General features: G+C 66.4%; 24 protein-coding genes. 9 read left to right on the forward strand and 15 right to left on the reverse strand.

Annotated elements, in window-relative coordinates; all coding sequences use genetic code 11:
* Positions 1–8: 8 nt before the first annotated feature.
* Positions 9–683: a DUF4245 domain-containing protein gene (locus VJV41_RS00730; protein ID WP_325330063.1), complete on the reverse strand. Its 675-nt coding sequence runs from the start codon at positions 681–683 to the stop codon at positions 9–11.
* Positions 684–736: 53 nt separating this feature from the next.
* On the opposite strand from VJV41_RS00730, the gene glpX reads away from it, so the two are divergent.
* The 5 genes from glpX to VJV41_RS00755 all read left to right on the forward strand — a co-directional run bounded on the left by glpX (position 737) and on the right by VJV41_RS00755 (position 9,241).
* Positions 737–1,765: a class II fructose-bisphosphatase gene (glpX, locus tag VJV41_RS00735; RefSeq protein ID WP_325330065.1), complete on the forward strand. Its 1,029-nt coding sequence runs from the start codon at positions 737–739 to the stop codon at positions 1,763–1,765.
* Positions 1,766–1,791: 26 nt separating this feature from the next.
* Positions 1,792–3,210, forward strand: coding sequence for a class II fumarate hydratase (locus VJV41_RS00740; RefSeq protein ID WP_325330067.1), 1,419 nt, complete (start codon positions 1,792–1,794; stop codon positions 3,208–3,210).
* An 85-nt stretch (positions 3,211–3,295) separates the two neighbouring features.
* A complete protein-coding gene (locus VJV41_RS00745; protein ID WP_325330069.1) occupies positions 3,296–6,052 on the forward strand; it encodes an ATP-binding protein in 2,757 nt (918 codons plus the stop codon).
* Between the two features lie 99 nt (positions 6,053–6,151).
* On the forward strand, positions 6,152–8,908 hold the full coding sequence (locus tag VJV41_RS00750; RefSeq protein ID WP_325330071.1) for a helix-turn-helix transcriptional regulator: 2,757 nt from the start codon (positions 6,152–6,154) through the stop codon (positions 8,906–8,908).
* 117 nt (positions 8,909–9,025) lie between these two features.
* A complete protein-coding gene (locus tag VJV41_RS00755) occupies positions 9,026–9,241 on the forward strand; it encodes a hypothetical protein (RefSeq protein ID WP_325330073.1) in 216 nt (71 codons plus the stop codon).
* Here VJV41_RS00755 and VJV41_RS00760 read toward each other — a convergent pair.
* The 6 genes from VJV41_RS00760 to VJV41_RS00785 form a co-directional block, all read right to left on the reverse strand.
* Complete coding sequence (locus tag VJV41_RS00760; RefSeq protein WP_325330075.1) at positions 9,238–10,458, reverse strand: cation:proton antiporter; 1,221 nt, start codon at positions 10,456–10,458, stop codon at positions 9,238–9,240. The genes VJV41_RS00755 and VJV41_RS00760 overlap by 4 nt on opposite strands.
* 26 nt (positions 10,459–10,484) lie before the next feature.
* A complete protein-coding gene (locus tag VJV41_RS00765) occupies positions 10,485–11,366 on the reverse strand; it encodes a polysaccharide deacetylase family protein (protein WP_325330077.1) in 882 nt (293 codons plus the stop codon).
* 74 nt (positions 11,367–11,440) lie between these two features.
* Positions 11,441–12,754 carry a PhoH family protein gene (locus tag VJV41_RS00770; protein WP_325330079.1) on the reverse strand — a complete coding sequence of 438 codons (1,314 nt, stop codon included), beginning with the start codon at positions 12,752–12,754 and terminating at the stop codon, positions 11,441–11,443.
* Positions 12,755–12,950: 196 nt separating this feature from the next.
* Positions 12,951–13,772 carry an acyl-ACP desaturase gene (locus tag VJV41_RS00775; RefSeq protein WP_325330081.1) on the reverse strand — a complete coding sequence of 274 codons (822 nt, stop codon included), beginning with the start codon at positions 13,770–13,772 and terminating at the stop codon, positions 12,951–12,953.
* A gap of 57 nt (positions 13,773–13,829) precedes the next feature.
* Positions 13,830–15,293 carry a glycine hydroxymethyltransferase gene (locus VJV41_RS00780; protein WP_325330083.1) on the reverse strand — a complete coding sequence of 488 codons (1,464 nt, stop codon included), beginning with the start codon at positions 15,291–15,293 and terminating at the stop codon, positions 13,830–13,832.
* Positions 15,294–15,414: 121 nt separating this feature from the next.
* Positions 15,415–16,611: a DUF885 domain-containing protein gene (locus VJV41_RS00785; protein WP_325330085.1), complete on the reverse strand. Its 1,197-nt coding sequence runs from the start codon at positions 16,609–16,611 to the stop codon at positions 15,415–15,417.
* Positions 16,612–16,641: 30 nt separating this feature from the next.
* Here VJV41_RS00785 and coaA point away from each other — a divergent pair, with 30 nt between their 5' ends.
* A complete protein-coding gene (gene coaA / locus VJV41_RS00790) occupies positions 16,642–17,580 on the forward strand; it encodes a type I pantothenate kinase (RefSeq protein ID WP_325330087.1) in 939 nt (312 codons plus the stop codon).
* Between the two features lie 74 nt (positions 17,581–17,654).
* Here the strand turns inward: coaA and VJV41_RS00795 are convergent, their stop codons facing one another.
* The 4 genes from VJV41_RS00795 to VJV41_RS00810 form a co-directional block, all read right to left on the reverse strand.
* Complete coding sequence (locus VJV41_RS00795) at positions 17,655–18,065, reverse strand: hypothetical protein (protein WP_325330089.1); 411 nt, start codon at positions 18,063–18,065, stop codon at positions 17,655–17,657.
* A gap of 91 nt (positions 18,066–18,156) precedes the next feature.
* The gene (locus tag VJV41_RS00800; protein WP_325330090.1) at positions 18,157–18,564 is read right to left on the reverse strand and encodes a hypothetical protein; all 408 of its coding nucleotides are present in this window, start codon (positions 18,562–18,564) and stop codon (positions 18,157–18,159) included.
* An 83-nt stretch (positions 18,565–18,647) separates the two neighbouring features.
* Positions 18,648–20,000 carry a hypothetical protein gene (locus tag VJV41_RS00805; RefSeq protein ID WP_325330092.1) on the reverse strand — a complete coding sequence of 451 codons (1,353 nt, stop codon included), beginning with the start codon at positions 19,998–20,000 and terminating at the stop codon, positions 18,648–18,650.
* A 15-nt stretch (positions 20,001–20,015) separates the two neighbouring features.
* Positions 20,016–20,807 carry a (2Z,6E)-farnesyl diphosphate synthase gene (locus tag VJV41_RS00810; protein ID WP_325330094.1) on the reverse strand — a complete coding sequence of 264 codons (792 nt, stop codon included), beginning with the start codon at positions 20,805–20,807 and terminating at the stop codon, positions 20,016–20,018.
* Between the two features lie 54 nt (positions 20,808–20,861).
* Between VJV41_RS00810 and trhA the strand changes: the two genes are divergently transcribed.
* On the forward strand, positions 20,862–21,599 hold the full coding sequence (gene trhA / locus VJV41_RS00815) for a PAQR family membrane homeostasis protein TrhA (RefSeq protein ID WP_325330096.1): 738 nt from the start codon (positions 20,862–20,864) through the stop codon (positions 21,597–21,599).
* A 51-nt stretch (positions 21,600–21,650) separates the two neighbouring features.
* On the opposite strand, the gene VJV41_RS00820 is transcribed toward trhA, so the two are convergent.
* From VJV41_RS00820 to mca, 4 genes are read right to left on the reverse strand one after another with little or no spacing between them, the layout of a single operon-like run.
* The gene (locus VJV41_RS00820) at positions 21,651–22,022 is read right to left on the reverse strand and encodes a nuclear transport factor 2 family protein (protein ID WP_325330098.1); all 372 of its coding nucleotides are present in this window, start codon (positions 22,020–22,022) and stop codon (positions 21,651–21,653) included.
* A 10-nt stretch (positions 22,023–22,032) separates the two neighbouring features.
* On the reverse strand, positions 22,033–24,033 hold the full coding sequence (locus VJV41_RS00825; RefSeq protein WP_325330118.1) for a thioredoxin domain-containing protein: 2,001 nt from the start codon (positions 24,031–24,033) through the stop codon (positions 22,033–22,035).
* A gap of 44 nt (positions 24,034–24,077) precedes the next feature.
* Positions 24,078–24,311 (reverse strand): hypothetical protein, encoded by a 234-nt coding sequence (locus VJV41_RS00830; RefSeq protein WP_414684846.1) that lies wholly within the window; start codon positions 24,309–24,311, stop codon positions 24,078–24,080.
* The gene (gene mca, locus VJV41_RS00835) at positions 24,308–25,177 is read right to left on the reverse strand and encodes a mycothiol conjugate amidase Mca (RefSeq protein WP_325330100.1); all 870 of its coding nucleotides are present in this window, start codon (positions 25,175–25,177) and stop codon (positions 24,308–24,310) included. Before mca ends, VJV41_RS00830 begins: the two co-directional genes overlap by 4 nt.
* A 123-nt stretch (positions 25,178–25,300) precedes the next feature.
* Here mca and VJV41_RS00840 point away from each other — a divergent pair, with 123 nt between their 5' ends.
* Positions 25,301–25,723, forward strand: coding sequence for a DUF4307 domain-containing protein (locus tag VJV41_RS00840; RefSeq protein ID WP_325330102.1), 423 nt, complete (start codon positions 25,301–25,303; stop codon positions 25,721–25,723).
* A gap of 241 nt (positions 25,724–25,964) precedes the next feature.
* Entirely contained in the window at positions 25,965–26,459 is a 495-nt protein-coding gene (gene greA, locus VJV41_RS00845) for a transcription elongation factor GreA (RefSeq protein ID WP_325330104.1), read from the forward strand.
* Positions 26,460–26,543 lie beyond the last annotated feature (84 nt).

A 26,543-nucleotide genomic window follows, 5' to 3' on the forward strand; every position in this document is an offset into this window, starting at 1 on the left:
GACGACTCCTATTTGGCAGGCAATGGCGACTGGCCCTGCGTCGCCGCTGCAAGCGTACGGTACTCGTCCGTACCCGCGGCGCCTGTTATCGCAATCTGCGCTGGGCCGCCTGGACCGTTCAGCCGCGTCGTCCACACCGGTTCGGCGGGCCGTCCGTCCTGCTCGTCGCCGTCGTAGACCACCCACTTGACGCCGTTCACGTCCTGCGCACCGGTCGGCACCAGATCGGCGCTGATGGACGCCACCAGCTTGTCCTCGTCGGCGTTGCTCTGCGTCAGGGCCAGATACATCCCGCTGGGCGTCAGGTAGCCGACGGTCGAGCTGACCGCGCGGGTCGGCTGGCCCGACGGGTCTGTGCGCCCGCCGTCGATCCCCTTGCGGCTGCCCGAGTTGGACCGCCAGCTCTCCGGCAGCTGCGGTAGTCGGATCGGAATGTGCAGGGCGTCTGCATCGGCCTTCAGCGCGGCCGGAGCGTCATACGACGGTGCAGGACTCTTGCCGGGCCCGCTCGGCTGAAACGAGCACATACCGAGGAGCCCTGCCAGCACGATGCAGGCGATCACCAGCGGCGCGATCGACCAAAACATGTCGCGGCCGTCCTGGAGCAGCCGCGGCTTGGCAGGCTTGGGTGCCGGAGCCGCCTGGGCGGCGACATTCGGGCTGGGTTGCGGCTGGCCACTCACATCACCAGTATCCCAGCTCTCAATCCGCGAACCCGTTCTGGGACAATCGGCGCATGAAACCGTCACGGGGGGAAGCCCCAGATCGCAACCTCGCCCTGGAGCTCGTGCGGGTCACCGAAGCCGGCGCGATGGCTGCCGGCCGCTGGGTCGGCCGCGGCGACAAGGAAGGCGGCGACGGCGCGGCGGTTGACGCCATGCGTGAGCTGGTCAACACAGTGTCGATGCGCGGGATCGTGGTGATCGGCGAGGGCGAGAAGGACAACGCGCCGATGCTCTACAACGGCGAAGAGGTCGGCAACGGCGACGGCCCCGACTGCGACTTCGCCGTCGACCCGATCGACGGCACCACATTGATGAGCAAAGGGCTGGCCAACGCGATCTCGGTGCTGGCGGTGTCTGAGCGCGGGACCATGTACGACCCGTCGGCGGTGTTCTACATGAACAAGATCGCCGTCGGACCTGATGCGGTCGACGCCATCGACATCACCGCCCCGATCGGCGAGAACATCCGCCGGGTCGCCAAGGCCAAGAACGTGTCCGTGTCGGATTTGACGGTTTGCATCCTGGACCGGCAGCGGCACGAACAGCTGATCGCCGACGTCCGCGCCGCCGGCGCTCGGTGCAGGCTGATTTCCGACGGCGACGTGGCCGGCGCGATCTCGGCGTGCCGCCCGAACACGAGCACCGATCTGCTCGTCGGTATCGGCGGCACTCCCGAGGGCATCATTGCCGCGGCCGCGATCCGCTGCATGGGTGGTGCAATCCAGGGTCAGCTCGCGCCGAAGGACGACGAGGAACGCCAGAAGGCCATCGACGCCGGTTATGACCTCGACCAAGTTCTCATGACCGAGGACCTCGTGTCCGGGGACAACATCTTCTTCTGCGCCACCGGTGTGACCGACGGCGACCTGCTCAAGGGAGTGCACTTCTACGGCGGCGGCTGCACCACGCAGTCGATCGTCATGCGGTCGAAGTCCGGCACGGTTCGGATGATCGAGGCATACCACCGGCTGTCGAAGCTCAATGAGTACTCCGCGATCGACTTCACCGGCGACAGCAACGCCGTCTACCCGCTGCCGTAACCGACAACTAGCGAGGAACAACACATATGAGCGTCGATAACGACGTCGAATACCGCATCGAGCACGACACCATGGGCGAGGTCCGGGTGCCCATCACCGCGCTGTGGCGCGCGCAGACGCAGCGGGCGGTGGAGAACTTCCCGATCTCCGGCCGGGGGCTGGAGCGCGCGCAGATCCGAGCGCTCGGACTGCTCAAAGGCGCGTGCGCCCAAGTGAATAAGGACCTTGGTTTGCTTGCGCCGGAGAAGGCCGACGCGATCATCGCCGCGGCTGGTGAGATCGCCGACGGCCTGCACGACGATCAGTTCCCGATCGATGTGTTCCAGACCGGGTCGGGTACCAGCTCGAACATGAACACCAACGAGGTGATCGCCGGTATTGCGGCAACGGCGACCCCGCCCGTCAATGTCCACCCCAACGACGATGTCAACATGTCGCAGTCGTCCAACGACACGTTCCCGACCGCGACGCACATCGCGGCCACCGAAGCCGCTGTGCGCCACCTGATTCCGGCTCTCGAGGTGCTGCACGAGTCGCTGGCCGGCAAGGCGCGGCAGTGGCACACCGTGGTCAAGTCCGGCCGTACGCATCTGATGGACGCGGTGCCGGTGACACTCGGCCAGGAGTTCTCCGGCTATGCCCGTCAGGTCGAAGCCGGCATCGAACGGGTCAAGGCCACGCTGCCGCGGTTGGGCGAACTCGCCATCGGCGGCACGGCCGTCGGCACCGGCCTGAACGCGCCCGACGGCTTCGGCCCGAAGGTCGTCGACGTGCTGGTGTCGCAGACCGACTTGGCCGAATTACGCACGGCCGTCAACTCTTTCGAGGCGCAGGCGGCGCGCGACGGGCTGGTCGAGGCGTCGGGTGCACTGCGCACGATCGCGGTGTCGCTGACCAAGATCGCCAACGACATCCGGTGGATGGGCTCGGGTCCGCTGACCGGTCTCGGCGAGATTCAGCTGCCAGATTTGCAGCCGGGAAGCTCGATCATGCCGGGCAAGGTCAATCCTGTTATCCCGGAGGCGGTTACGCAGGTGGCCGCGCAGGTGATCGGTAACGACGCCGCGATCGCATTTGGTGGCGCGTCCGGTGCCTTTGAACTCAACGTGTACATCCCGATGATGGCCCGCAACCTGCTGGAGTCGTTCAAGATCCTGACGAACGTCGCCAGGCTGTTCGCCGAGCGGTGCATCGACGGCCTGGTCGCCAACGAAGGGCGGCTGCGCGAGCTCGCCGAGTCGTCGCCGTCGATCGTGACACCGCTGAACTCCGCGATTGGCTACGAGGAGGCCGCCGCGGTCGCCAAGCAGGCGCTGAAGGAGAAGAAGACCATTCGCCAGACGGTCATCGACCGGGGTCTGATCGGCGACAAGTTGTCACTCGAGGAACTCGACAAGCGCCTCGACGTCTTGGCCATGGCCAAGGTCAAGGACGGCGACATCTAGACCGTACCGGTGCTGTCTGCGCCTCGTTGACCGCTACGTGCCCCATATTCGCCCAGCGTGGGCCGATAGCTGCGATTCTCGTTTCATGCCCGATCGCATGGCGGCTCGCCCCGTTGAGGAAAGAGCAGTCGGCGAGTTTTTGAGGTCGGCGTCGAGCGCGCCGTCGGCGATGGTGATCGAAGGCGAACCGGGCATAGGCAAGACGACTCTGTGGACATTCGCGCTGCAGCAGGCGCATCAGCTTGGCTTTCGGGTGTTGTCAGCGCGTGCCTCGGGCACAGAGTCCGTCCTGGCATACACATCATTGGCCGACTTGCTTGCCGACGTCGATCCGATCACCTGGGCTGATCTACCGAGTCCGCAGCGCGTTGCGATCGACGAGGTCTTGCTTGACGCGCACGCCGGCTCGGCTACCGACCAGCGCGCCGTTGCGGCGGCCTTCCTTTCGGTCATCGAGCGGCTGACGGATGACGGACCGGTGCTGCTGGCGGTCGACGACATGCAGTGGCTCGACCCGTCGAGCGTGCACGTCATGGAATTCGCGGCACGCCGGCTTTCGGGCCCCGTCGGCTTCCTCGGCGCCGCGCGCACCGATACGGACGGCGGCGCCACCGCGGCCTGGCTGCAGATGCCCCGCCCCGACATGATCGCTCGAATTCACCTTCACCCCTTGACCGTTGGCGCACTGCACAACGTCGTTATACAGAACCTTGGCCGGTCGATCCCCAGGCCGGCTCTGGTGCGCATTCACGAGACCTCCGGCGGAAACCCGTTCTACGCCATCGAACTAGCGCGGACGCTTGACGAGCGAATGCCTGACGGTGAGATCTCGCTGCCCCGCAGTCTGTCCGCCTTGGTCCGGGCAAGGATCGGCGGGCTTCGTCCCGACGTCAACGATGCCCTGCTTGCAGCGTCCTGCTTGTCCGCACCGACGGTCGACGTCATATCGCTCGCCACTGAAACGAACCCCGACCGATTGGTCGACCTGCTTGAGGACGCTGAGGAAAAGGGCATCGTCGCCATCGATGGCAACCGGGTGCGCTTCGCGCATCCGCTTCTTGCGCGGGGGGTCTACACCGACTCATCCGAAGCGCGGCGCCGCGTGATGCACCGTCGGCTCGCGACGATCGTCGATGAACCCGAATTGCGGGCCCGCCACCTGGCGCTGGCGTCGACGAGTGACGACCCTGCCACCCTTGGCGCACTCGATGAGGCCGCGGAATCGGCACTGCGGCGCGGCGCCCCCGTAGCGGCGGCCGACTTGCTGAATCTGGCGATCAGCCTAGGCGGTGACACACCGGAACGCCGGATACGTTTGGCGACATGCTATTTCGACGCCGGCGACCCTGGCCGGGCAGCCGCGATGCTCGAAGAGACCATCGCGGGCATGACACCCGGTCGGCTTAGGGCGGACGCGTTATGCACGCTCGCCAGGGTGCGATTGCATGCCGACGGCTATCTCGAGGCGGCCGGATTGTTACAGCGGGCGCTCGACGAGCCGGACGTCGATCTTGCTCAACGGGTTCAGATGTTGAGCCTTTCCGCGTACGCCCTGTTCAACATCGGCCAACCGGAAGCCGGCGGAGTCAAGGCGCGGGAGGCCGTCGCCGATGCCGAACGGCTAGGCCAATCGGACCTGCTCAGCCAAGCGCTCGGCGTGCGGGTGATGTTGGGCTTCCTTCACGGCGACGGCGTCGACGAGGTGAGCCTGCGGCGTGCGCTCGAACTCGAGGACCCCGCGAAACGCACGCCGATGGCCATCCGGCCAACTCTGCTCAATGCGCTGCTGCTCGACTGGACCGGCCAGCAGGAGCGGGCCTACTGGGAGATGCGGGCGATCCAGCGCCGCTGCTTCGAGGAGGGCGAAGAAGGCGATCTCATCCTTGTCGTCTTCTACATCGGCCTCAACACGATGTGGCGCGGCGACTTCGCCGAGGCCAACCTGGTCGCCGAAGACGCGATGGAACGAGCATTGCAACTCGGAGGCGACGTCCCGCTGTTCGCTGCGCTGATACTGCGCACGTGGCTGGAAATATTTGCCGGCCATGAACCACAAGCCCGTCAAGCGGTGGCCGGCGCGCTGGCTGCGAGTGAACGAAGCAGCTCGCGCCGGCTGGCGGAGTGGGTGATCACGGGGCTGGGCTTCCTCGAGATCTCGCTCGGCAATTGGGATGCCGCGCTAAGCGCCTTGCAGCCGTTGCTGGCGATGCATCAAGCGGTGCCGGAGTCGACGGAGATTGTTGCGGCGTCGTTCATCCCCGACGCGGTGGAGGCTTACGTGGAGTTGGGCCGGGTCGATGACGCCGAGCCGCTTGCCGACGCACTTCAACGCAACGGACGCCGGCTGGATCGCGCCTGGATGCTGGCGGTCGGCGCCCGCTGCCGGGCGCTGGTGCTGGCGGCGCGCGGCGATGTGGAAGCGGCGATGCAGAGTGCGCAGCGAGCGATGGCCGAACACGATCGGCTGGCGATGCCGTTTGAGCGTGCACGGACCCAGCTGGTCCTGGGTCAGCTTCAGCATCGACTACGGAACAAAGAGGCGACAGCCACGCTGCGCGAGGCCCTCATGGTGTTCGAGCAGCTTGACACTCCGTTGTGGGCCGATCGTGCCCGTGCCGAACTCGCACGCGCTGACCGCAGACCGCATGCGCCCGACGCTCTCACCGCCGCCGAACGGCGAGTAGCGGAGCTCGCGGCGTCGGGAATGACCAATCGTGGGGTGGCGGGCCTGTTGTTCATCAGCCCCAAGACCGTCGAGGCCACGCTTGCACGCATCTATCGCAAGCTGGGCATCCGGTCGCGGGCCGAACTCGGACGTCGAATGGGTAAGACTGGCACGTAGCGGGTAAACATACCGCCACGAATGTTGCCAGCAAGCGTTCAGTATTTGATTTCAGCCAAACTATGGACTGCTGGGCCGTTAGCTGGAATTCTCTTGATTATGCCGGGGTTGGGCTCACCAACCCGTCCGACTGAGGCTCGGACGGTTCGGTCCTTCCTGGCCTCGGCGGCTCGCGAGCCATCGGCGTTGCTGATCGAAGGTGAGGCCGGCATCGGCAAGACCACCCTGTGGTTAACTGCGCTGGAGCAGGCACGAGAGCGCGGATTCCGGGTGTTGTCGGCGCGAGCCGCGGCCGCTGAGTCTGTGCTCGCCTATACGGTGCTGGCGGATCTGCTGGACGGCGTGGAGGAGTGGGCGTGGTCGGATCTGCCCGAGCCCCAGCAACTGGCCGTCGACAAGGTGATGTTGCGCGCGGACAACGGCGCTGCGACGGACCAGCGTGCGGTGGCGGCGGCATTCCTGTCAGTCGTTGAACGGCTCAGCGACGACGGTCCGGTTGTGGTGGCGATCGACGACATTCAGTGGATCGACCCCTCGAGCATGCATGTGATGGCATTCGCGGCACGGCGCCTCACCGGGCCGGCGGGAGTACTCGTCACGATGCGTACCGACACCGGGCGCGGAAGAGGCGCCGACTGGCTGCAGATGCCGCGGCCCGATGCCTTCAATCGAATTGGGTTGCACCCGATGGGTATTCATGACCTCAAGGTCGCAGTCTCGGCGCGGCTGCACCGGTCGTTTTCGCGCACGACGATGGGGCGCATCCATGAAGTCTCCGGCGGAAACCCGTTCTATGCCATCGAATTGGCGCGGGCCATCGACGAACACGCGCCGGCGGTCGAGACATCGCTACCGCGCACGCTGGCCGACGTTGTGCGGGCACGGATCGGCAATCTTGATCCTGATGTACACGACGCCCTGCTCGCCGCGTCGTGCGTCGCCTCCCCCACCGTGGAGCTGGTTTCGAGTGCGACGATCAGCGACGACGACCGGCTGGTCGAAATCCTGGAAAATGCTGAGAGCAAGGGCATTATCGCGATCGACGGGCATCGGATCCAGTTCGCGCACCCGCTGCTGGCACGTGGCGTGTACACCGAGGCCCTGCCGGGGCAGCGGCGCACGATGCATCGGCGGCTAGCGCAGATCATCGATGAGCCGGAGTTGCGGGCAAGGCACCTGGCGCTGGCCGCGACGAGCGGCGACCCGCTGACACTGAAGGCACTCGATCAGGCGGCGGAGTCGGCGCGCAGGCGTGGTGCGCCGGAAGCGGCCGCCGAGCTGGTAGACCTCGCGATCGGGCTCGGCGGTGATACAGCCGACCGCCGGCTTCGGTCTGCCCTGCATCACTTCGACGCCGGTGACCAGGAAGTGGCGCGCGCTGTGCTCGAGGAGACGATCGAGCTGTTGTCACCCGGCAACCTGCGAGCGGAAGCATTGAGCCGACTTGCCGTCGTGCGGCTTTACGGCGACGGCTTTTTCGAGGGCACCCGCTTGCTGCAGCGCGCGCTGAGCGAGGCGGAACCCGACAGCCCGCTGCGGGTGCAGATATTGATCACCTTGGCGTACTCGATGCTCAACGCCAACCAGACAGAGGCGAGCGTCGCGACGATCACCAGGGCGGTGATGCAAGCCGAGCAGCTCGGCCAGCCCCACCTGCTGAGCATGGCCTTGGGCATGCAGACCATCCTTCGGTTCCTCAACGGGCAAGGTCTGGATGACGTCAACCTTCGGCGCGCGGTTGGGCTGGAAGACCCGGAGGTCTTCACGCCGTTGGTATTTCGCGCGTCCGTTCAGCGCGCCCTGCTGATGGCGTGGAGCGGACGAGTCGACGAAGGACACCGCGAGCTGCAAGCCATCCGGCGTCGATGTGTGGAGAAAGGTGAGGAGGGCGAGCTCATCTTCCTCGCGCAGCATGTGGTGCTCAGCAGCATCTGGCGCGGCGACTTCGGGGAGGCCGACCTGGTCGCCGAGGATGCGATGGAGCGGGCGCGCCAGCTCGGCGGCGATACGCCGATGTTCCTGGCTCACGGGCTGCGGGCCAAGTTGGCCGTCTACGCCGGACGCGAAGCCGACGCGCGACGCTCAGCGGGTGAGGCGCTCGAAATCAGCAGGCGCACAGGCTCGTTCAGAATGGCCGAGCGGATTGTTGCCGCGCTGGGATTCCTCGAAGTGTCGCTGGGCAACTATCAGGCCGCGGCCGTGACGCTGCAGCCACTGGTCATCAAGTTCGACTCCGCGAGGAGCTCGACCGAGCTTCCCAACGCGGCGTTTCTGCCCGACGCGGTCGAGGCCCTGGTGCAGTTGCGCAGGCTCGCCGAGGCGCAGCCCCTTGTCGAGGCGCTCGAGCGCAACGGCCAGCGGCTTGACCGTGCCTGGATGAGGGCCGTCGGCGCCCGGGGGCGAAGCATGTTGCTGGCCGCCCGCGGCGATCTCGATGCGGCCTGTAGCACCGCGCAGCGCGCGATGACAGAACACGAAGGGCTGCCGATGCCGTTCGAGAGGGCCCGAACGCTGTTGCTGTTGGGGCAACTTCAGCGGCGGCAGCGCCGCAAGGAGGCGGCGTCGGAGAGCCTGCAGGAGGCGTTCGACACCTTCGAGAAGCTGGCGGTCCCGCTGTGGGCCGACCGCGCCCGCGCCGAACTTGTCCGCGCGAACGTCGGCCCACGCCGGACCGGGCAGCTAACCCCGTCCGAGCAACGGGTCGCAGAGCTGGCGGCCGCGGGCATGAAAAACCGCGACGTCGCAACCGCGCTGTTCATCAGCCCCAAGACGGTCGAGGCGAATCTGGCGCGGATCTACCGCAAGTTAGGCATCAAGTCGCGGGCCGAGCTTGGCCGGCGCATGAGCAAAACCTAGAACGTCGACGTACAAAACCTAGACGGTCCACGTATAGGGAAACACCCTATTTCTCAACGCTCTTGAGCGAATTAGCGTCGACCCGGCCGAGTTCGTCATGCCAACGAAGGAGGATCGGTGCCGATCCAGCACAACCCCGCTACCCTTGCCCCGCAGAGCCAGGCAGCCCTGGTCACGACGGGAACAAGCCAACCCGCGCTTCGCACCGGTTTCGCGGTGTTGGGCCTGGTCTCGCTTCTCGACCTGCCGAGGGCTGAGCGTGCCGATCGGATGGTGGCGCTGAGCGGCGCGGCCGCAGCGGGGTGGTTTCTGGTGCGGGGCCGTCGCCGCTAGCCGCTTACTTGCGCCGTCTTCTCCGGCGACGGGGCTGGCCACAGCCGAATGCCCAGCGGCGTGGTCAGGCTGTGGATCACGAGGCTGACCGTGACGGTGACGACGACCGCCTGCGTGATCATGGCCGACTGCTGGATCTCGCCGCGCTCGATCATCAACAGCCCTAGGACCAGCGTGCCGATTCCGCGAGGCCCGAACCAGCCGATGAACAGCCTGCTGCGGGCGGGTAGATCGCTGCCCACCAGCGCGGCCGACACCGCGACCAGGCGCACCACGATCAGCGCAACGACGGCGAAGAGCACCACCCGCCAATCCGCATCACGCCACCCCACGAACACGGCATAGCTGCCGAACATCGCGAACACCACCAACTCCAGCAGCTGACCTGTCGCGTCGGTGACCTGCGACGGCATCTGTGCACCCGCCCGTCGCATCATCATCGAGTACGCCAGACCACCCGCGAATGCGGTCACGAATCCGCTGCCGTGCAACCGCTCACCGACTTCAAAGCACACCAACGCCAAAGCGACGCTGGCCAGTTGGGCCCAGGTATCGCTCATCCACCCACGCCCGCGGGACCGCACGATCACCAGGCCACCGATCACGCCGATGCCGAGTCCGACGACCAGAGACACCACCTCGGTGCGGACGGCGAACCAGCCCCAGCGAGCCGGATCAGGGTCGTTCTGCTCAGAAGCCAGCGCCACGGCGGCCAGCATCGCCGCCAACGCGAACCCGTCGTAGCAGCCGCTCTCAGCCGAAAGGGCATGCCGGACGCGCTCAGGGATGCGGCGGTCCTCGAGCAGCGCGTCGATCAACGCCACTTCCGTCGGTGCCACGATGGCGGCAAGGCACACCGCCTCCCACAGCGGCATCACCGGCATCACCAACAGCGCCACGACCGTGCCGAGGACGATGGACAGCGGTATGCCGATCACCAACAACCGGAATGTCACGTGGCCGCGGCGCACCACGGTCGGCAGGTCGAGCATGGCGGCCTGGTTGAACAGGATCACGGTCAGCGCCAGCTGGGCCACGATCGTGAAGCTCGCGGTGTCAGTCCCGGCGTCGATCACGCCGAATCCGAACGGGCCCAGTACCATTCCGAACGCGACGAAGATCAATGCGGGAGCGATGTACCACCGCTTCACCAGCCCGGAGACCACGGCGTAGCACAGCACGAGAAGAGTGATCACAAACGCCGTGTCGGTGCGCATGCTGGTCCCCCGCGCTGTGGGCTCGCCTAGGCCCCGTTGTTCACGCCACCGGAGTTAGCGCCCTCGATGTCGGTGATCGGGAAGTTCGGCATCGGCTTGGGAGACGGGGTGTTCGGCAGCGTTGGAATCTCCGACGGCGGTATGTCGGTGATGTCATTGACCGCTGGCCCGTTGTCACGACTCCCATACGTGCTGCCCGGCTCACGCGGCCCAAGCAGTTGGCTGACCGTCACCAGGTGATAGCCGTTGGCCTTCAGCACGGGGATGAACTGGTAGACCACGTCGACGGTGCTGGAGTAGGTGTCGTGGAACAACACCACTGAGCCCGGCTTGATCTGCGTTTTGAGCATGTATGTGGTCGCCGCGGTGTTGGAGTCGTTGATCCAGTCGAATGGGATGACGTCCCAGTTGATGTCGGCCATGCCCTGTTGTTTGGCCGCGGCCAGCACCTTGTCGTTGATCAGCCCGCCGGCGGTGCGCAGCAGCTTGGGGGTCTGACCGGTGGCCGCTTGTATGGCGTCGTTGGCCTTGGAGATCTGGCTGGGAATCAACTCCGGCGGGATGCTCGTCATGTTGGGGTGTTCCCAGGTGTGGTTGGCCACCTCCATGCCGGCGTCGAGTATGCGCTTGGCGCCTGCGGGGTTGGCCGCGACCTTGTTGCCGATCAGGAAGAACGTCGACTTGGCGTCGTTGTCGTGCAGAATCTTCAGCAGCCGATCGGTGTACGGGCTCGGCCCGTCGTCGAACGTCAGCGCGACACACTTGACTTGCGAGCAGTCGACGTTGTCGGCGCCGGCCTTGCGGACGTGGCCGGTGAGCCCGCCGACAACCAGCACTGTGGCGGCCGCAAGCACACCCAAGACGGTGCGCCAGTACCTCCAGGCCTGGTTATCGGGTCGCTTCGGCACCCAAGCAGCCTACCGAGTGTGCGATTCGTGGCACGCTACCGCCGCTCAGCGCCGCCACGGCTCCGCAAATCGCGTCAGGGAAGCGCGCCCGGGCTGATCTCCTCGAGCATCTCGGTGACCAGCGCCGCGATCGGTGACCGCTCGCTGCGCAGCAGCGTGATGTGAGCGAACAACGGGTGGCCCTTGAGCTTCTCGATCACCGCGGCCACGCCGTCGTGGCGGCCGACCCGGAGGTTGTCCCGCTGGGCGACATCGTGGGTGAGCACCACTCGCGAGCCGGCGCCCAGCCGCGACAGCACGGTCAGCAGCACGTTGCGTTCGAGCGACTGCGCCTCGTCGACGATCACGAACGAGTCGTGCAGCGAGCGTCCACGGATGTGCGTGAGCGGCAACACCTCGAGCATGCCGCGCGACAGCACTTCTTCGAGCACCGCGGGACTGGCCAGTCCTTCGAGCGTGTCGAAGACGGCCTGCGCCCACGGGCCCATCTTTTCGCTTTCGCTGCCCGGCAGGTAGCCGAGGTCCTGTCCGCCGACCGCATACAGCGGCCGGAACACGACGACCTTCCGTTGGGTGCGGCGCTCCAGCACGGCTTCCAGCCCGGCGCACAGAGCAAGCGCCGACTTGCCGGTGCCCGCCTTGCCGCCGAGCGACACGATGCCGACCGACTCGTCGAGCAGCAGGTCCAGCGCCACCCGCTGCTCTGCGGAGCGGCCGCGCAGCCCGAACACCTCGCGATCGCCGCGCACCAACTGCACCCGCTTCTCGGCGTTGACGCGCCCGAGGGCATGAGAACTGCCGCCGAGCAGTCGAATTCCGGTGTGGCAGGGCAGATTACGGGCCGACTCTAGGTCGATCTCACCCTCGGCGAACATCGCGTCGATCTCGTCGGCGGTGACCTCGATCTCGTCCATCCCCGTCCAGCCGGAGGTGATGACGTCCTGCGCGTGGTACTCGTCGGCGGACAGCCCGACGGCGCCCGCCTTGACCCGCAGCGGAATGTCCTTGCTGACCAACGTGACTCGCTTGCCCTCGGCGGCGAGGTTGGCCGCGCACGTCAGGATCCGCGCATCGTTCGTCTCGGTGCGGAAGCCTGCCGGCAGCACTGTGGGATCGCTGTGGTTGAGCTCGACATGCAGCGTGCCGCCTTGCGTCCCAACGGGAATCGGCTGATCCAGCCGTCCGTGCTCGAGCCGCAGATCGTCGAACAACCGCAATGCCTGCCGGGCGAACCAGCCAAGCTCGTGATGATGCCGCTTGGCTTCCAGTTCGCTGATGACCACCAACGGGACCACCACTTCATGTTCGGCAAACCTCGTGGCGGCCCAGGGATCGGACAACAACACGGAGGTGTCGAGCACATAGGTCCGGACGGGCGAATCAGTCACGTAGCGCTCCTCGAACCCGCGCGGCCCCGCGCGAACCTCTCGGCGGACACTGCGGTACCAGGACCGGGGCCGGTCCTCTCATGATCGAAATGATCGGTACCGCCCGGATAGCAGAGCATGTCGCTAGCCATCGAGAAACGACGCTACTCTCGCTCAGGCTTGCGCGCCGTGCAGGCGCGCCGTGGCTAACTACGCGTCACACGTAGGCGCTGAGCGCCGGCTCGTCGGCCAGGCCCCACGCGCTGATGCGATCCGAAACCACCCGGCGCAAATGGTCTGGGCCGAAGATGCCCGCCTCGGCCATGTGGGCCACCTTGTCCGAATACGCGTCGATATCGCCACCGACAACTTGTAGATCGCCGGCGCGGCGCGCGATCGCCTCGATGGTCTCGTCGCGGCTCCAGGACAGCAGGTGCGTGACCAGGTTGGCGAAAAACTCTTCGTGGCGCTCTTCGTCGCGGGCGATCCGTCCGATCAAGCCCTTGAGTACGGGCTCGGTGATCTGGGCTTCCAGATTGCGGCAGAACACGGCGTGCTCGCGTTCGAAGAACGCCATGAAGACCAGCCGCTCGATCTGGCTGTAGGTGTCGACGCGATAGCCCTTCATCACGTGCTCGACGCGCACATCCTCGTTGGCGGCCGGATCGATTTCGCGGGTCACGACGAGGTAGTTGCGCAGCGCGATCGCGTGCAGGTGCTCTTCGGCGGTCCAGCGGCCGATCCAGCGGCCCCACTTCTCTTCCAGGATGAAGCTGAAGACGAACTCGCGGTGATAGCCGGCGAGGTTGTCCTTGGTGATCAGCAGGATCTCCAGCGCGTCGGTGACGGTCTTGGGCAGCGTCACCTGCGACGGGTCCCAGTCCTGGCCGCCGAGGAAGGCGAAGTTCTCGCCCTGGTCGAACGGCACGTAGTCATGCGCGTACCAGAGGTCTTCCGAGTCGATGTGACGACGCAGCTCCTGCTGCACCACCGGCTCTAGCTCGAGAATCAGAGCGTTAGGAACAGGTTTCTGTGCCATGCAGTTACATTAACCCAATTCTGTGGGTTTCGTAAAATTCCTGCCCGGCGCGGCGCGCTACAGCGTGAGGCCCGGATAGAGCGGATTGGCGGCGAGTAGCTCGGCCGCGGCGGCGTGCACCCGCTCGGCTGTTCCGTCGGCCAGCTTGTACTTCGCCTTCGAAGTGCCCTCCGGTTGGGTGTTGGACAGCACGTCGACGATCAGCTCTGCGACCCGGTCGAAATCGTCGGGCCCGAAGCCGCGGGTGGTCAGTGCCGGCGTGCCCAATCGGATGCCGCTGGTGTACCAGGCGCCGTTCGGGTCGGCCGGGATCGAGTTGCGGTTGGTGACGACGCCGGCGTCCAGCAGTGCCGACTCGGCCTGGCGACCGGTGAGCCCGAACGACGTGACGTCCAGCAGCACGAGGTGGTTGTCCGTACCGCCGGTGACCAGCCCGCCATCACGCTTGAGGAAGCCGTCGGCGAGCGCTTGGGCGTTGTCGGCGACGCGCTTTGCATAGGTCTGGAATGACGATTGCCGAGCTTCCGCAAGCGCGACCGCCTTAGCGGCCATCACATGAGAAAGCGGACCTCCCAACACCATTGGGCAGCCCTTGTCGACCGCGTCGGAATATTCGGGCTGAGCCAGCACCATCCCGCCACGCGGACCGCGCAGCGACTTGTGCGTCGTGGTGGTCGTGACGTGGGCGTGTGGAACGGGGTCCTCGTCGCCGATGAACACCTTGCCGGCGACCAGCCCGGCGAAGTGGGCCATATCGACCATCAGCGTGGCGCCGACCTCGTCGGCGATCTCACGCATCGTCGCGAAGTTGATCCGTCGCGGATACGCGGAGTACCCGGCGACGATGATGAGCGGCTTGAACTCGCGTGCCGCCGCGGCCACGGCGCCGTAGTCGAGGAATCCGGTGTCCGGATCGGTGCCATAGCTGCGCTGGTGGAACATCTTGCCCGAGATGTTGGGCCGGAAACCGTGGGTGAGGTGGCCGCCGGCGTCCAGCGACATGCCCAGCAGCCGCTGGTTGCCGAGCTTGTTGCGCAGCTGCTCCCAGTCGGCTTCGGACAGGTCGTTGATGTGCTTGGCGCCGGCGTCGGCCAGGACGGGAGCCTCGACGCGGGTGGCCAGGATTGCCCAGTACGCAACGAGGTTGGCGTCGATACCGGAGTGCGGCTGGACGTAGGCGTAGGGCGCCCCGAACAGCTCGCGGGCATGCTCGGCGGCCACGCTTTCCACGGTGTCGACGTTCTGGCAGCCGGCGTAGAAGCGGTGGCCGATGGTGCCCTCGGCGTACTTGTCGGAGAACCAGCTGCCCATGGTCAGCAGAACGGCGGGCGACGCGTAGTTCTCACTGGCGATCAGCTTGAGCGAATCACGTTGGTCCGCAAGCTCTTTGCGTGTCGCCGCGGCAATGCGGGGCTCGACGGACTCGATGACCTGCAGCGCAGCCCGATAGGCCTCACTGGCGGTATCGGCGTACTCGGCGCCGGGAGCGGAAGCGGTGGTCACGGTGGGGTCTGCAGCCATGACGTCCAGCCTAATCGGGTGGCCGGCGCCCATTGCCACAGGCGTCTCAGATGTCTCTAGCTCGCGCGATATCTCTTTCTGCCCGCCCCGCAGGGACGCCTGTGGCTGATGTGACGAGGCCTCAGCCCGCCCGCAGCGCCGACGGGATCAGCGGCTCGTCGAGCAGCGTGCCGAACCGTTCAGTGAGGCTGACTCCGTCGGGCCGGGCATCCAGCCAGCCCCGCAGCAGGCGGTAGCCCTCGATGTAGGTGCTGGTGTAGGCCCGCCACAGCGGCGACGACAAAAAGCGCAGCATCTGGCGGGCGCGCTCGTCGTTCACCAGCAGCCAGCGCTTGAGGAACGCGACGACGTCGTCGACGTCGCGGTGCTCGTCGTGCAGCATCAGCGCCGCATCCTGCCGGACGTCGGCCAGTGCGGCCGCGGCTTCCGACACCGCTTCGGCGCGCTCGCCGTCGAAGCGCAGGCCGAGGTCGGCGTAGATCTCCGCGGCCCGCCCACCCCAGTTCGGACCGATCGCCGCGTAAAGCGCCAAGTCGGCAAGCCCCTCGGCCATCAGACATTGCGGCGTGTTGACCAGGAAGATCGTCTGCTCGGCCTGGCCCTTACCCCCCACCAGCCCGGCTTCCTTGCGGCAATGCTCGGTGTGGTGTCCGGGATAGGACTCGTGTGCGACGAGCCGCGGCAGGTTCGACATCTGCTGTTTGAGATCGGCGTTGACGGCGACCGTGGAGCGGTAGTCGCCGAGGTAGTAGTTGAACCCCGACCACGGCTTGTCGGTGACGACCTCGTAGGTGATGGTCTCGCTGTCGGGCAACGGGTATTCGGCCCGCACGCGGTCACGCAGCGCGCTGGAGAACGCGTGGATGGCTTCCTCGAGACGGTCGGGCGGGATCTCCTCGGAGGTGCGGTAGGCCCGCATCCGCTCGGCGAGCGGTCCGCTGCCGCCCAGGGCGTCATCGAGCTTGAGGTGCGCCTGGCGATACTGCTCGGGATCGCCTTTGGTGATGTGCACGTCGAAGTAGGCCTCGACCTCGTCGACGAATCCGACGTCCTCGCCGGCGAACTTGCGCCCCGCACAGGCCAGCGCACGCATGTGCGCGCCGAGGTAGTCGGCACGTGCAGGTTCCAGCCCGGCGGGCAGCTCGGCCAGCAGGCGATCGGCTTGGCGGGCCAGGTCGGCTGGATCTGGTGGCGGCTCGTCGGCTACCGCGCGCCGCAGCGCCGGGTCGCCGGTGAAGGAGTCGACGTAGCCCTCCTCGACGCGGTCGAAGCGCAGGCCGAGCAGCAGATACTCGCGGATCAGGGTGCCGGGCTCCATGGGCACCACGCTAACTGCAAGACTGACCGCATGGCGCGGCTGAGCGAACCCAGCCCCTATGTGGAGTTCGACCGAAGTCAATGGCGTGCGCTGCGCATGTCGACACCACTGAAGCTGAGCGAAGACGAAGTGATGCGGCTGCGCGGTCTGGGCGAGAAGCTCGACCTGCTCGAAGTCGAAGAGGTCTATCTTCCGCTGGCCCGATTGATCCACCTGCAGGTCGCCGCGCGGCAACGTTTGTTCGCCACGACGACGGAGTTCCTCGGTGAGCCGCAGCAGAATCCGGATCGCCCGGTACCGTTCGTGATCGGCGTGGCCGGCAGCGTCGCGGTCGGCAAATCGACGACCGCCCGTGTGCTGCAGGCGCTTTTAGCGCGATGGGAGCACCACCCGCGCGTCGACTTGGTAACCACCGATGGCTTCCTCTACCCCAACGCCGAGTTGGGGCGTCGAAACCTGATGCACCGCAAGGGCTTTCCGGAAAGCTACGACCGCCGCGCACTGATGCGCTTCGTCACCGCCGTGAAGTCGGGCGCCGATCAGGTGTGCGCGCCGGTGTATTCGCATCTGCTCTACGACATCGTCCCCGATGAGAAACAGGCCATCAAGCATCCAGACATCCTGATTCTCGAGGGCCTCAACGTGCTTCAGACTGGCCCGGCGCTGATGGTGTCGGATCTGTTCGACTTCTCCGTCTACGTCGACGCCCGCATCGAGGACATCGAGCAGTGGTACATCAACCGGTTCCTTGGCCTGCGCTCGACGGCGTTCGCCGACCCCGCCTCTCACTTCCACCATTACGCCACGCTGACCGACGAGCAGGCGGTCTTCGCCGCAAGCGATATCTGGAATTCGATCAACCGCCCCAACCTGATTGAGAACATCTTGCCGACGCGGCCACGGGCGACTCTGGTACTGCGCAAGGATGCTGACCACTCCATCAACCGACTGCGGCTACGCAAACTTTAATTGCGCGAGCAGACGGAAAAGTCCCCAAACACGCGGCGTGTCGGGGACTTTCGCGTCTGCTCGGCAGAAGAAGGTTACCGTTTGATGCGCCGAACTCCTTGGTATTGGAGCTCGGCGAACACCAGCGTGTAGACACCCAGGGCGAGCGTCAGCACCACACCGGTCGTCGTCAGCGGAAACACGTCGGCGAGCACGAAGACCACCGACGCGACGGTGTACAGCAGGTTGCCGATCACGACGGCGATGCCGGCCCGCTTCACCCTAGGCAGCGCCGCTAGGCCGAACACGAGGATGCCGTAGGCGATGAAGAAGGCGCTCATCGAATACTCGAACGTCGTAGTGGTGCCCGAGATCTCGGCCATCCAGCCGGTCAGCGGGATGCCTGCAATACCGGCCAGGCCGGTGAGCACCGCGTCAGCGCGCATCGCGAAGCGCAGCAGCGAGTCGGTCGAATCGGTCAATTTCAGAGTTGCGATGGCGGTCATGGGTTTTCCTTTCTCGGGGGTTATCGGCGACCGTTCCGGAGCCGACGCCGCAACCTCTTACGACGGCGGCTCCGGACCAGCCATGTGGGAGTCACACCAGGCGGCGCACTCCGAGGTATTGGGCCCATGCGAAGGCCAGCGTGGCGACGGTGAACGCGATCGTCGCGACGACGCCGAACTCGGTCAGCGGCAGCCACCCCGCCGCCAGTACGACGGTGACGAGAATCGCGAAGACGACGTTTCCGGCGAGCACACCGACGCCGACGCGCCGGACGTCGGGCAGGCCGGCGGCCATGAACAGCGCGACACCATAGGCGACCAAGGCCGCACCGCCGATCCATTCCGATGTGGACGAAAGACCGGAGAGCCGCGACAGCGGGTCGGCGGCCATCGCAACGAGCAGGCCCAGCGCGGCGCACAACGTCGCGTCCGCGCGAAGGGCGAATCGCAGTAGTGAATCGGTGCTTTCCCGGACCGGGCGGGTGTTGATTGCGGTCATGACACTGAGGTTGCTCAGAACCCACTGCCAGATCGACGCGAGACGCTGCCAGCTACTGCCAAGGCCAGGTGAGAACGGCGAAACTAGTCTTGCGCCGCCACCAACTGCCCGCGGAGATCGGCGGCGATCACCCGCGCCGCCGCGTTCTGCCAGTTGTGTAGCGACCGCTGCGGCACCTCGGTGACGAACCACTGCCATGCCTGCCGCGCGACCGGGTCGAGCCCGGCGGCGGTGGCGTTCTGCGCGTACGCGCGCACCCCGACGACATACGGGAAGTACAGCGAGTTGTAGTACCGCCATTCCTCGGTGGTGCCGAAGTCGCCGCCGTCGCGCGGCTTGAGCCGGGCGATGCGGTCGGCGAGCAGTGCCTTGAGTTCGTTGGCCCGCTCCAGCGGCGCATCGGGTGCGCCGCGGGCGGCAAGTCGTTCGCCGATGATCGGCAGCGCGGTCAGTGGACTGGCGACAAGCTTGGACAGGTCCGCGTAGTGGCCCAGCGCACGACGGGTCAGCCTGGTGAAGGTGTTCTCGTCAACACCGTCGAGCGGACTGGCCGACCGTCGCGGCAACGCGGCCTCGGCGTCACGCAACGCGGCGCGGTCGGCGCGCAGTGCCGGTGACCGCGAAAATGCCAGCCGGTCAAGCAGACCCGCCAACGGGTCGGCCAGCACGTTGATCGCGATCGCGATGGCCAAGCTGGTGAACAACAGCACCGTCAACGCGGTCTGTTGGCCCGTCACGGCGAGCCCGATCAACAACTGGCCGCCGAACAGCAGCGCCACCGCGGCCGTCGCCGCGAACGACCGCAGCATGTCGGCACGCAGCGCCTGGCCCTCGTCGAATGCATCCCACATCGCAACGGCGACACCCAGCAGCGCGACGTCGCATCCCGTTGACGCCAACGCCAGCCAGCTCGGCACCAGCCCCAGCGGGATGATGAGGATCGCGTTGCCCAGCGCGAAGAACAGCGTCGCGACCACGATGTAACCGACTACCGGACGGGGCTGCCAAGGCCCGAACACCGCTCTGAGCATCGCGCCCAACGACGACAGCGAGATCGCCGCGAACATCACCCAGTGACCCATCCGCAGCGGGCCGTCGACGTTGCCGGCCATTGCGGCGCCGGACAATGCAACGGCCGCGACGGCCGCCACGAGTGCGATCTCGCCGACGCGGCTGCGCCAGGTGTCGCTCGGCCGCGACATCTCGAGCAGCACCGCGAACCAGGCGATGCCGGGCACGGTGACCAGATAGACCTCGACGCTGCTCAGCACGTCCGAACCGCTGACCACCCGCACCGCGTCAAGCGCCACCACCGACGCGAAACTCGTCAACCCGATCGCGGCAAGCACCAGCACGGGTTTACGGGGGTCACGGGCCAGCAGGTAGAGGCCCAACCACCAGCTGAGCGTGGAGACCATCGCTGACAGCGCAGCCATGACTTCAGTGTCGCATCACATGCCGTAACGCCGATGCCGTGCGGTGTAGTCGCGCAGCGCCCGCAGGAAGTCCACCCGCCGGAACTCCGGCCAGTAGGCCTCCGTGAACCACATCTCCGAGTACGCGCTCTGCCACAGCAGGAAACCGGACAGCCGCTGCTCCCCCGACGTGCGGATCACCAGATCGGGGTCCGGCTGGCCAGAGGTGTAGAGGTTCTCGGAAATCGCGTCGATGGTGACGGCTTCGATCAGCTGCTCACCGGTCAGACCGTTGGCGAGCTGCTTGCCCAGCAGCGCACGCACCGCGTCGACGATCTCCTGCCGCCCGCCGTATCCGACGGCGAGGTTGACATGGAAAGACCCAGGAGCCGCTTCCGTTGATTCCACGGCATCGCGCAGCCGCTTCGCCGGCTCCTCGCCGATCAGCTCGAGGTCACCGACGGTGCGCACGCTCCACCGATTGGCTGGTGCGCAGATCTCCTCGACGACGTCGGTGATGATGTCGATCAGCGACGACAGCTCGTCGGCGTCGCGTTGCAGGTTTTCGGTGGACAGCAGGTAGACCGTCGCCATCTCGACGCCGGTTTCCTGACACCAGCGCAGCATCTCGGCGATCTTGCGGGCGCCCATCCGATAGCCGTAGCTGACGTCGTCGTGACCAGCATCACGCGCCCATCGCCGGTTACCGTCGCACAGAACTGCGATATGCCGGGGCAGTTCGGATTTCGACCGCGCCAGTTCCTGGCGCAACCGCATCTCGTAGAGCCGGTAGGCCGGTTCCTTGAGCCGCGGGGGGATGATGTCCACGGAATTCAGACTACTGTGGCGCTCGATAACCCCCATGCCATTGATGGAGGTGACGTGGCCCAGATCGACACCGCCGACGAGGCTCAACAACAGCCGCCCCGCGTATACGCCGAAGACTTCCCCGAAGCCGTCGTCGACGGCGTCGAGAAGTTTCTCGGCCGGCCGAGGCTGCGTGGTTGGATCCACGTCTACGCGGCGGTTGTTGCGTTCATCGCAGGCGCAGCGCTGGTGTCGGTGTCATGGGCGGTGGAGTCGACACGCGCCGGGCTGGCCACGCTGCTCTACACCTTCACGATCGTGGCGATGTTCGCCGTCAGCGGCACGTACCACCGCGTGCATTGGCAGTCGGCGACGGCGCGAAAGTGGATGAAGCGTGCTGACCACTCGATGATCTTCGTGTTCATCGCGGGCAGCTACACACCGTTCGCCTTGCTGGCGCTGCCGGAGCGCAGCGGTTGGGTGCTGTTCTGGATCGTGTGGGGCGGCGCGATCGCCGGGGTGCTGCTCAAAATGTTCTGGCCATCGGCGCCGCGCTGGGTGGGCGTGCCGCTGTATCTGCTGCTCGGCTGGGTGGCGGCGTGGTTCGTCGGGCCGATCATGGAGGGCGCGGGCGTCGCGGCCCTGGTGTTGTTGATCGTCGGCGGTGCGCTGTATTCCATCGGCGGCGTGCTCTACGCGCTCAAGTGGCCCAACCCGTGGCCGACGACGTTCGGCCACCACGAGTTCTTCCACGCCTGCACGGCCGTCGCGGCGATCTGCCACTACATCGCGATGTGGTTCGCCGTCTTTTAGTGACGTGTGGAGCCGGCACCGCGCTGAGCGCGGCTGCGGCTCCACAACTCACTAGAAGTTCGTGACGTTGTCCTGGGTCCAGTAGGCCTTCATCGACGCGATCTTGCCCTCGTCGTCGAACGTCATGACGCTGATGATGTCGATGCGCATCCCGTTGCCACCGAAATCGATGCTCAGGGTCCAGTGAAACGCCGCCTCGTTTCCGAGCGCCCGAAGCGTCAGCACCGCGGTTTGGGCCTTGACGTTCTCGAGTGTGCCGTAGAAGCCACGGACCGCCTGGCGGCCGATATGCACCTCTCCGCCAACGGGATCCTCGACGGTGGCGTCGTCGGCGTACAGGGCGGCGATGTCGTCCGGCTGCCCCTTCGCGACCAACTCGAGGTAGCGGTGGACGGTGTTGGCGTTGTCTTCGGCGCTCGGCATGAGCCGCAGGCTACACGGCCACTCCCAGTGCGGCGGCGAGTTCCTGCGCGGTGGTGACCGGCAGATCGCACACCCGCCCGCGGCACAAATACGCGGCATCGGCGCCGCCGATGCGGTCACGATCGACCAGGAGCTCCGACGAGTTGACCGGACCGCCGACGACGACCGCACCACCGGGCGCCAGCTTGCGCGCGGCGGCCAGTAGTTCCGAGCGCTGTGGGTCGCAGGCCACCGCGATCTGGATGGGCCCGCGCACGGCCGCCTCGGCAACGGCCATCCAGTGCCCGCCCGAGCGCGGCAGACGGGCCAGTATCGGCGACGAGCTGGCCAGCGTCGCTTCGGCCGCCACGGCATACCGTTCGGCCTTGTGCGCCGGCGCAAGGTGCACGGCCAGCAGCAGTGCCTCGGCGATCGACGAGGCACCCGACGGGGTCGCGCCGTCGAGCGGATCGGCGGGCCGCACCATCAGCTGCTCGGCGTCGTCGGCGCTGTCATACCAGCGGCCCTCGCGCTCGGGGTTGGCGAAGTGCTCGAGCGCGATGTCGACCAACGACGTGGCAGCACCCAGCCAGGCCGCATCGCCGGTCATCTGATACAGCGTCAGCAGTCCCGTGGCCAGCATCGCGTGGTCCTCGAGAATGGCCGCACTGCCGCCGACGCGTCCGCCAAGGCTGGCCCGCCGCAGCCGGCCGTCAACGATGTGCAAGCCCAACAACCCGCCGGCGCATTGCGTTGCAGCGTCAAGGAATTCGGACTTCTCCAGCGCGACGGCGGCCTCGGCAAGCGCGGTGATCGCCAGGCCGTTCCACGCGGTGACGACCTTGTCGTCGCGACCCGGTTGCGGCCTGCTCAGCCGCGATGCGAGCAACGCGGTGCGGACGCGTTCGAAGCGGGCCCAGTCGTCGGGATCGCGCAACAACTGCAGCACGGAGCTGCCGTGCTCGAACGTGCCGACATCAGTGATATTGAAAAGCTCTGCGGCCCAGCGTCCGTCGTCATCGCCGAGCACCTCCTGCAGCTCGCCCGGTGTCCACACGTACGTCAGACCCTCGCGGCCGTCGGCGTCGGCGTCCAGCGACGAGGTGAACATCCCGCCCGCGCCCAGCTCGTCGATGATGAACCGAGCAGTCTCCTCAGTGACTTTGCGCGCCAACGGGTTTCCGGTACAGCGCGCCCAATGCGCGTACACCCGCAGCAGCTGCGCGTTGTCGTAGAGCATCTTCTCGAAATGCGGCACGACCCAAGACGCGTCGACGCTGTAGCGGGCAAACCCACCGGCCAGCTGGTCGTAGATGCCGCCGCGCGCCATCGCCGTGCAGGTCCGTTCGACGGTCTCCGACGGAAGGATGTCGCCGGTGCGCTCGTGACTGCGCAGCAGCGCCTCCAGCAAGGCGGACGGCGGGAACTTCGGCGCACCGCCGAAGCCGCCGTGTTCAAGATCCTCGTCTTGCAGCACCGCCGCGACGGCGTGGTCGCACAGCGCCGGCACTATCGGCGGCCCACCATCGGGCAGTCCGGACGCCATCGAGCGCAACTCCCCCGCGATCCGGTCAGAGGCCTCCTCGACCTCGCCGCGGCGGGTCCGCCAGGTCTCGGAGACCGCGGCCAGCAGCTGCAGGAAGTTCGGCTTCGGGTAGTAGGTGCCGCAGAAGAACGGCCGCCCGTCGGGGGTCAGGAAGCACGTCATCGGCCAGCCGCCCTGGCCGGTCAGCGCGACGGTGGCGTTCATATAGACAGCGTCCAGGTCCGGTCGCTCCTCGCGGTCGACCTTGATGTTCACAAAGCCGTCGTTCATCACGGCGGCGACCTGATCGTCTTCGAACGACTCGTGCGCCATCACGTGGCACCAGTGGCAGGCCGCGTACCCGACAGACAGCAAGATGGGCACGTCGCGCTCCGCCGCCTCGGCCAGCGCCTCGGGTGTCCACTGCTGCCAGTGCACCGGGTTGTCGGCGTGCTGGCGCAGGTACGGACTGGTGGCACTTGCTAGTTGGTTGGCCACGGGCCCCAGCCTAGGTCGAGTGCCAAAGGCGATTTGCGTAACGCCACGGCGGTCTACGAGCCGCCGGGCTCATCCTTGCGATCCTCGGTCGTCTCCTCCGATTTGTCGAACGACTTCGGCAGCTTGCGCAGGTGCCGGTTCATCGACCACACCAACGCGAACGTTCCGATCAGCAGCAGCACGACGATGACAAGGCCGAACGGGCTGGCCTTACCGAAGTCCGGACCGGTGTTGCGGGGAGCGTCGTCGGCCAGCAGACCGATCGTGAACATCAGCGCTTCGTTCACTGGTCTTCGACCCCCGCAAATAGATCCGTCTCCGGCATCGACACCGGCACCCGCGACCGGGCCAGCTCGTATTCCTCTGTGGGCCAAAGCCGTTGCTGCCATTCGATGGGCGCGCGGAAGAAGTCCCCAAGCGGGTCGATCTGGGTAGCGTGCGCGCGCAACGCGTCGTCACGCTGGGCGAAGTACTTGGCGCATTCGACACGGGTGGTCACCCGCTTCTCGAATATGTCATGCCCGGGATCCCAATGTTTGAGCCACTTTTCGAACGGGCCCTCCTCGCCGTGCTTGGCGAACTCGTCCTGCAACAGCTGCATGCGCTTCCGCAGAAATCCGTGGTTGTAGTACAGCTTGAGCACGTCCCATGGATCGCCGGCGTCGGGGAACCGCCGGAAGTCGCTGGCGGCCTCGTACGCGGCGACCGAAACCTGGTGGCACCGGATGTGGTCGGGATGCGGATAGCCGCCGTTCTCGTCGTAGGTGGTCATCACGTGTGGTTTGAACTTGCGGACCACACGCACCAGCTCCTCGACGGGTTCCTCCAGCGGCACGACGCCGAGGCAGCCGTCCGGCAGCGGTGGCGGCGGATCGCCCTCGGGCAGGCCGGAGTCGACGAAGCCGAGCCAGTGGTGTTCGACACCGAGGATCTCGGCGGCCTTGGCCATTTCGTCACGCCGGATCTCAGCCATGCGGCCGTGCACCTCGGGCAGGTCCATCGCCGGGTTGAGGATGTCGCCGCGCTCGCCGCCGGTCAGTGTCACGACGAGCACGCGCACGCCTTCGTCGGCGTAACGCGCCATGCTGGCCGCGCCCTTGCTGGACTCGTCGTCTGGGTGGGCATGCACCGCCATCAGCCGCAGTTCGCTCACCTGTTCCCTCTGCTTACCAGTGCCAGCCCTGCGCCGGCAGTCGTCGAGACCTTTCAACCAACTCGGGTAGCCCTATAGTTCCAGTTCTGTAGATCTATCCGACCGACGGGCATGCAAAACGAGATGATCGAGCGTCCCACCGCCCGCTACGGGCGGCAGCGGCTGAGCCGTCGCAACCGCCGGTGGATCGCTATCGGCTTGGCGCTGCTTGTGTTGGCCGGTGGGGTCGCCATCGCGGTGATCGCTTCGCAACGGCTGGGCAGCGGCGACGTCAAGGGCGAGCTGGGTGGCTATCGGCTGGTCGACGACGAAACCGTCGAGGTCACGATCAGCGTCACCCGCGACGACCCCTCGCGGCCGGTGGTGTGCATCGTGCGGGCCCGCTCGATTGACGGCACCGAAACAGGACGCCGGGAAGTGCTGGTGCCGCCGTCGACACAGAAGACTGTGCAGGTGACCACCGACGTCAAGGCCAGCCGGCGGCCCGTCGTCGGCGACGTCTACGGCTGCGGGACCGACGTGCCGTCGTACCTGGTGGCGTCCTAGAAACACACGGTCGCGCGTCGGCGCAACAAACGCCGAACTGCGAATTCGTAAAAGTTGGCTGTCGTCGCGGTGGTATTATGGTCCGATACACGGTTCCTGCTGGGGCCGTGTATTGCTGCATTTAGTGCGCGGATTAGGCGCTGACAATCGCGGCAATACACGAACGAAAGCTCCCGGCGCCGTACAGACGAGACTTCTTACGCGAAGAGCGCGAGAGCAAAGACGACAGGAGCGCGACGACATGACCGATACCCAGGTCACCTGGCTGACTCAGGAGGCATACGACCGGCTGAAGGCGGAGCTCGATCAGCTGATCGCCAATCGACCGGTCATCGCTGCGGAGATCAACGACCGCCGCGAGGAAGGCGACCTGCGCGAGAACGGCGGCTACCACGCCGCCCGCGAGGAGCAGGGCCAGCAGGAGGCCCGCATCCGTCAGCTGCAGGAGCTGCTCAACAACGCCAAGGTGGGCGAGGCGCCCAAGCAGTCCGGTGTGGCGCTGCCCGGCTCGGTGGTCACCGTGTACTACGGCGACGACAAGTCCGACAAGGAGACGTTCCTGATCGCCACCCGTGAGCAAGGCGTCAGCGATGGCAAACTCGAGGTGTACTCGCCGAACTCCCCGTTGGGCGGTGCCCTGATCGACGCCAAGGTCGGTGAGACCCGCAGCTACACCGTGCCCAACGGCAACACGGTCAAGGTCACGCTGGTCAAGGCCGAGCCGTACCACTCCTGACGCGACCGCTCCGCGCGGTCGGATTACAGTCCGCGTATGGCGCAGATCGCCGAGGACCTGTTTCTGCTGCTGCTGGACAACGCG

Source organism: Mycobacterium sp. (assembly GCF_035274705.1).
GTDB lineage: Bacteria > Actinomycetota > Actinomycetes > Mycobacteriales > Mycobacteriaceae > Mycobacterium.

Excerpts from the sequence above, each read along its gene's own strand:
- coaA (WP_325330087.1), top strand. The coding sequence starts at position 16,642 with ATGGCGCGGCTGAGCGAACCCAGCCCCTATGTGGAGTTCGACCGAAGT.
- VJV41_RS00745 (WP_325330069.1), top strand. The coding sequence starts at position 3,296 with ATGCCCGATCGCATGGCGGCTCGCCCCGTTGAGGAAAGAGCAGTCGGC.
- VJV41_RS00800 (WP_325330090.1), bottom strand. The coding sequence starts at position 18,564 with ATGACCGCAATCAACACCCGCCCGGTCCGGGAAAGCACCGATTCACTA.
- VJV41_RS00760 (WP_325330075.1), bottom strand. The coding sequence starts at position 10,458 with ATGCGCACCGACACGGCGTTTGTGATCACTCTTCTCGTGCTGTGCTAC.
- VJV41_RS00775 (WP_325330081.1), bottom strand. The coding sequence starts at position 13,772 with ATGGCACAGAAACCTGTTCCTAACGCTCTGATTCTCGAGCTAGAGCCG.
- VJV41_RS00785 (WP_325330085.1), bottom strand. The coding sequence starts at position 16,611 with ATGGAGCCCGGCACCCTGATCCGCGAGTATCTGCTGCTCGGCCTGCGC.
- VJV41_RS00780 (WP_325330083.1), bottom strand. The coding sequence starts at position 15,293 with ATGGCTGCAGACCCCACCGTGACCACCGCTTCCGCTCCCGGCGCCGAG.
- greA (WP_325330104.1), top strand. The coding sequence starts at position 25,965 with ATGACCGATACCCAGGTCACCTGGCTGACTCAGGAGGCATACGACCGG.
- VJV41_RS00840 (WP_325330102.1), top strand. The coding sequence starts at position 25,301 with ATGATCGAGCGTCCCACCGCCCGCTACGGGCGGCAGCGGCTGAGCCGT.
- VJV41_RS00820 (WP_325330098.1), bottom strand. The coding sequence starts at position 22,022 with ATGCCGAGCGCCGAAGACAACGCCAACACCGTCCACCGCTACCTCGAG.
- VJV41_RS00740 (WP_325330067.1), top strand. The coding sequence starts at position 1,792 with ATGAGCGTCGATAACGACGTCGAATACCGCATCGAGCACGACACCATG.
- VJV41_RS00805 (WP_325330092.1), bottom strand. The coding sequence starts at position 20,000 with ATGGCTGCGCTGTCAGCGATGGTCTCCACGCTCAGCTGGTGGTTGGGC.
- VJV41_RS00750 (WP_325330071.1), top strand. The coding sequence starts at position 6,152 with ATGCCGGGGTTGGGCTCACCAACCCGTCCGACTGAGGCTCGGACGGTT.
- glpX (WP_325330065.1), top strand. The coding sequence starts at position 737 with ATGAAACCGTCACGGGGGGAAGCCCCAGATCGCAACCTCGCCCTGGAG.
- VJV41_RS00795 (WP_325330089.1), bottom strand. The coding sequence starts at position 18,065 with ATGACCGCCATCGCAACTCTGAAATTGACCGATTCGACCGACTCGCTG.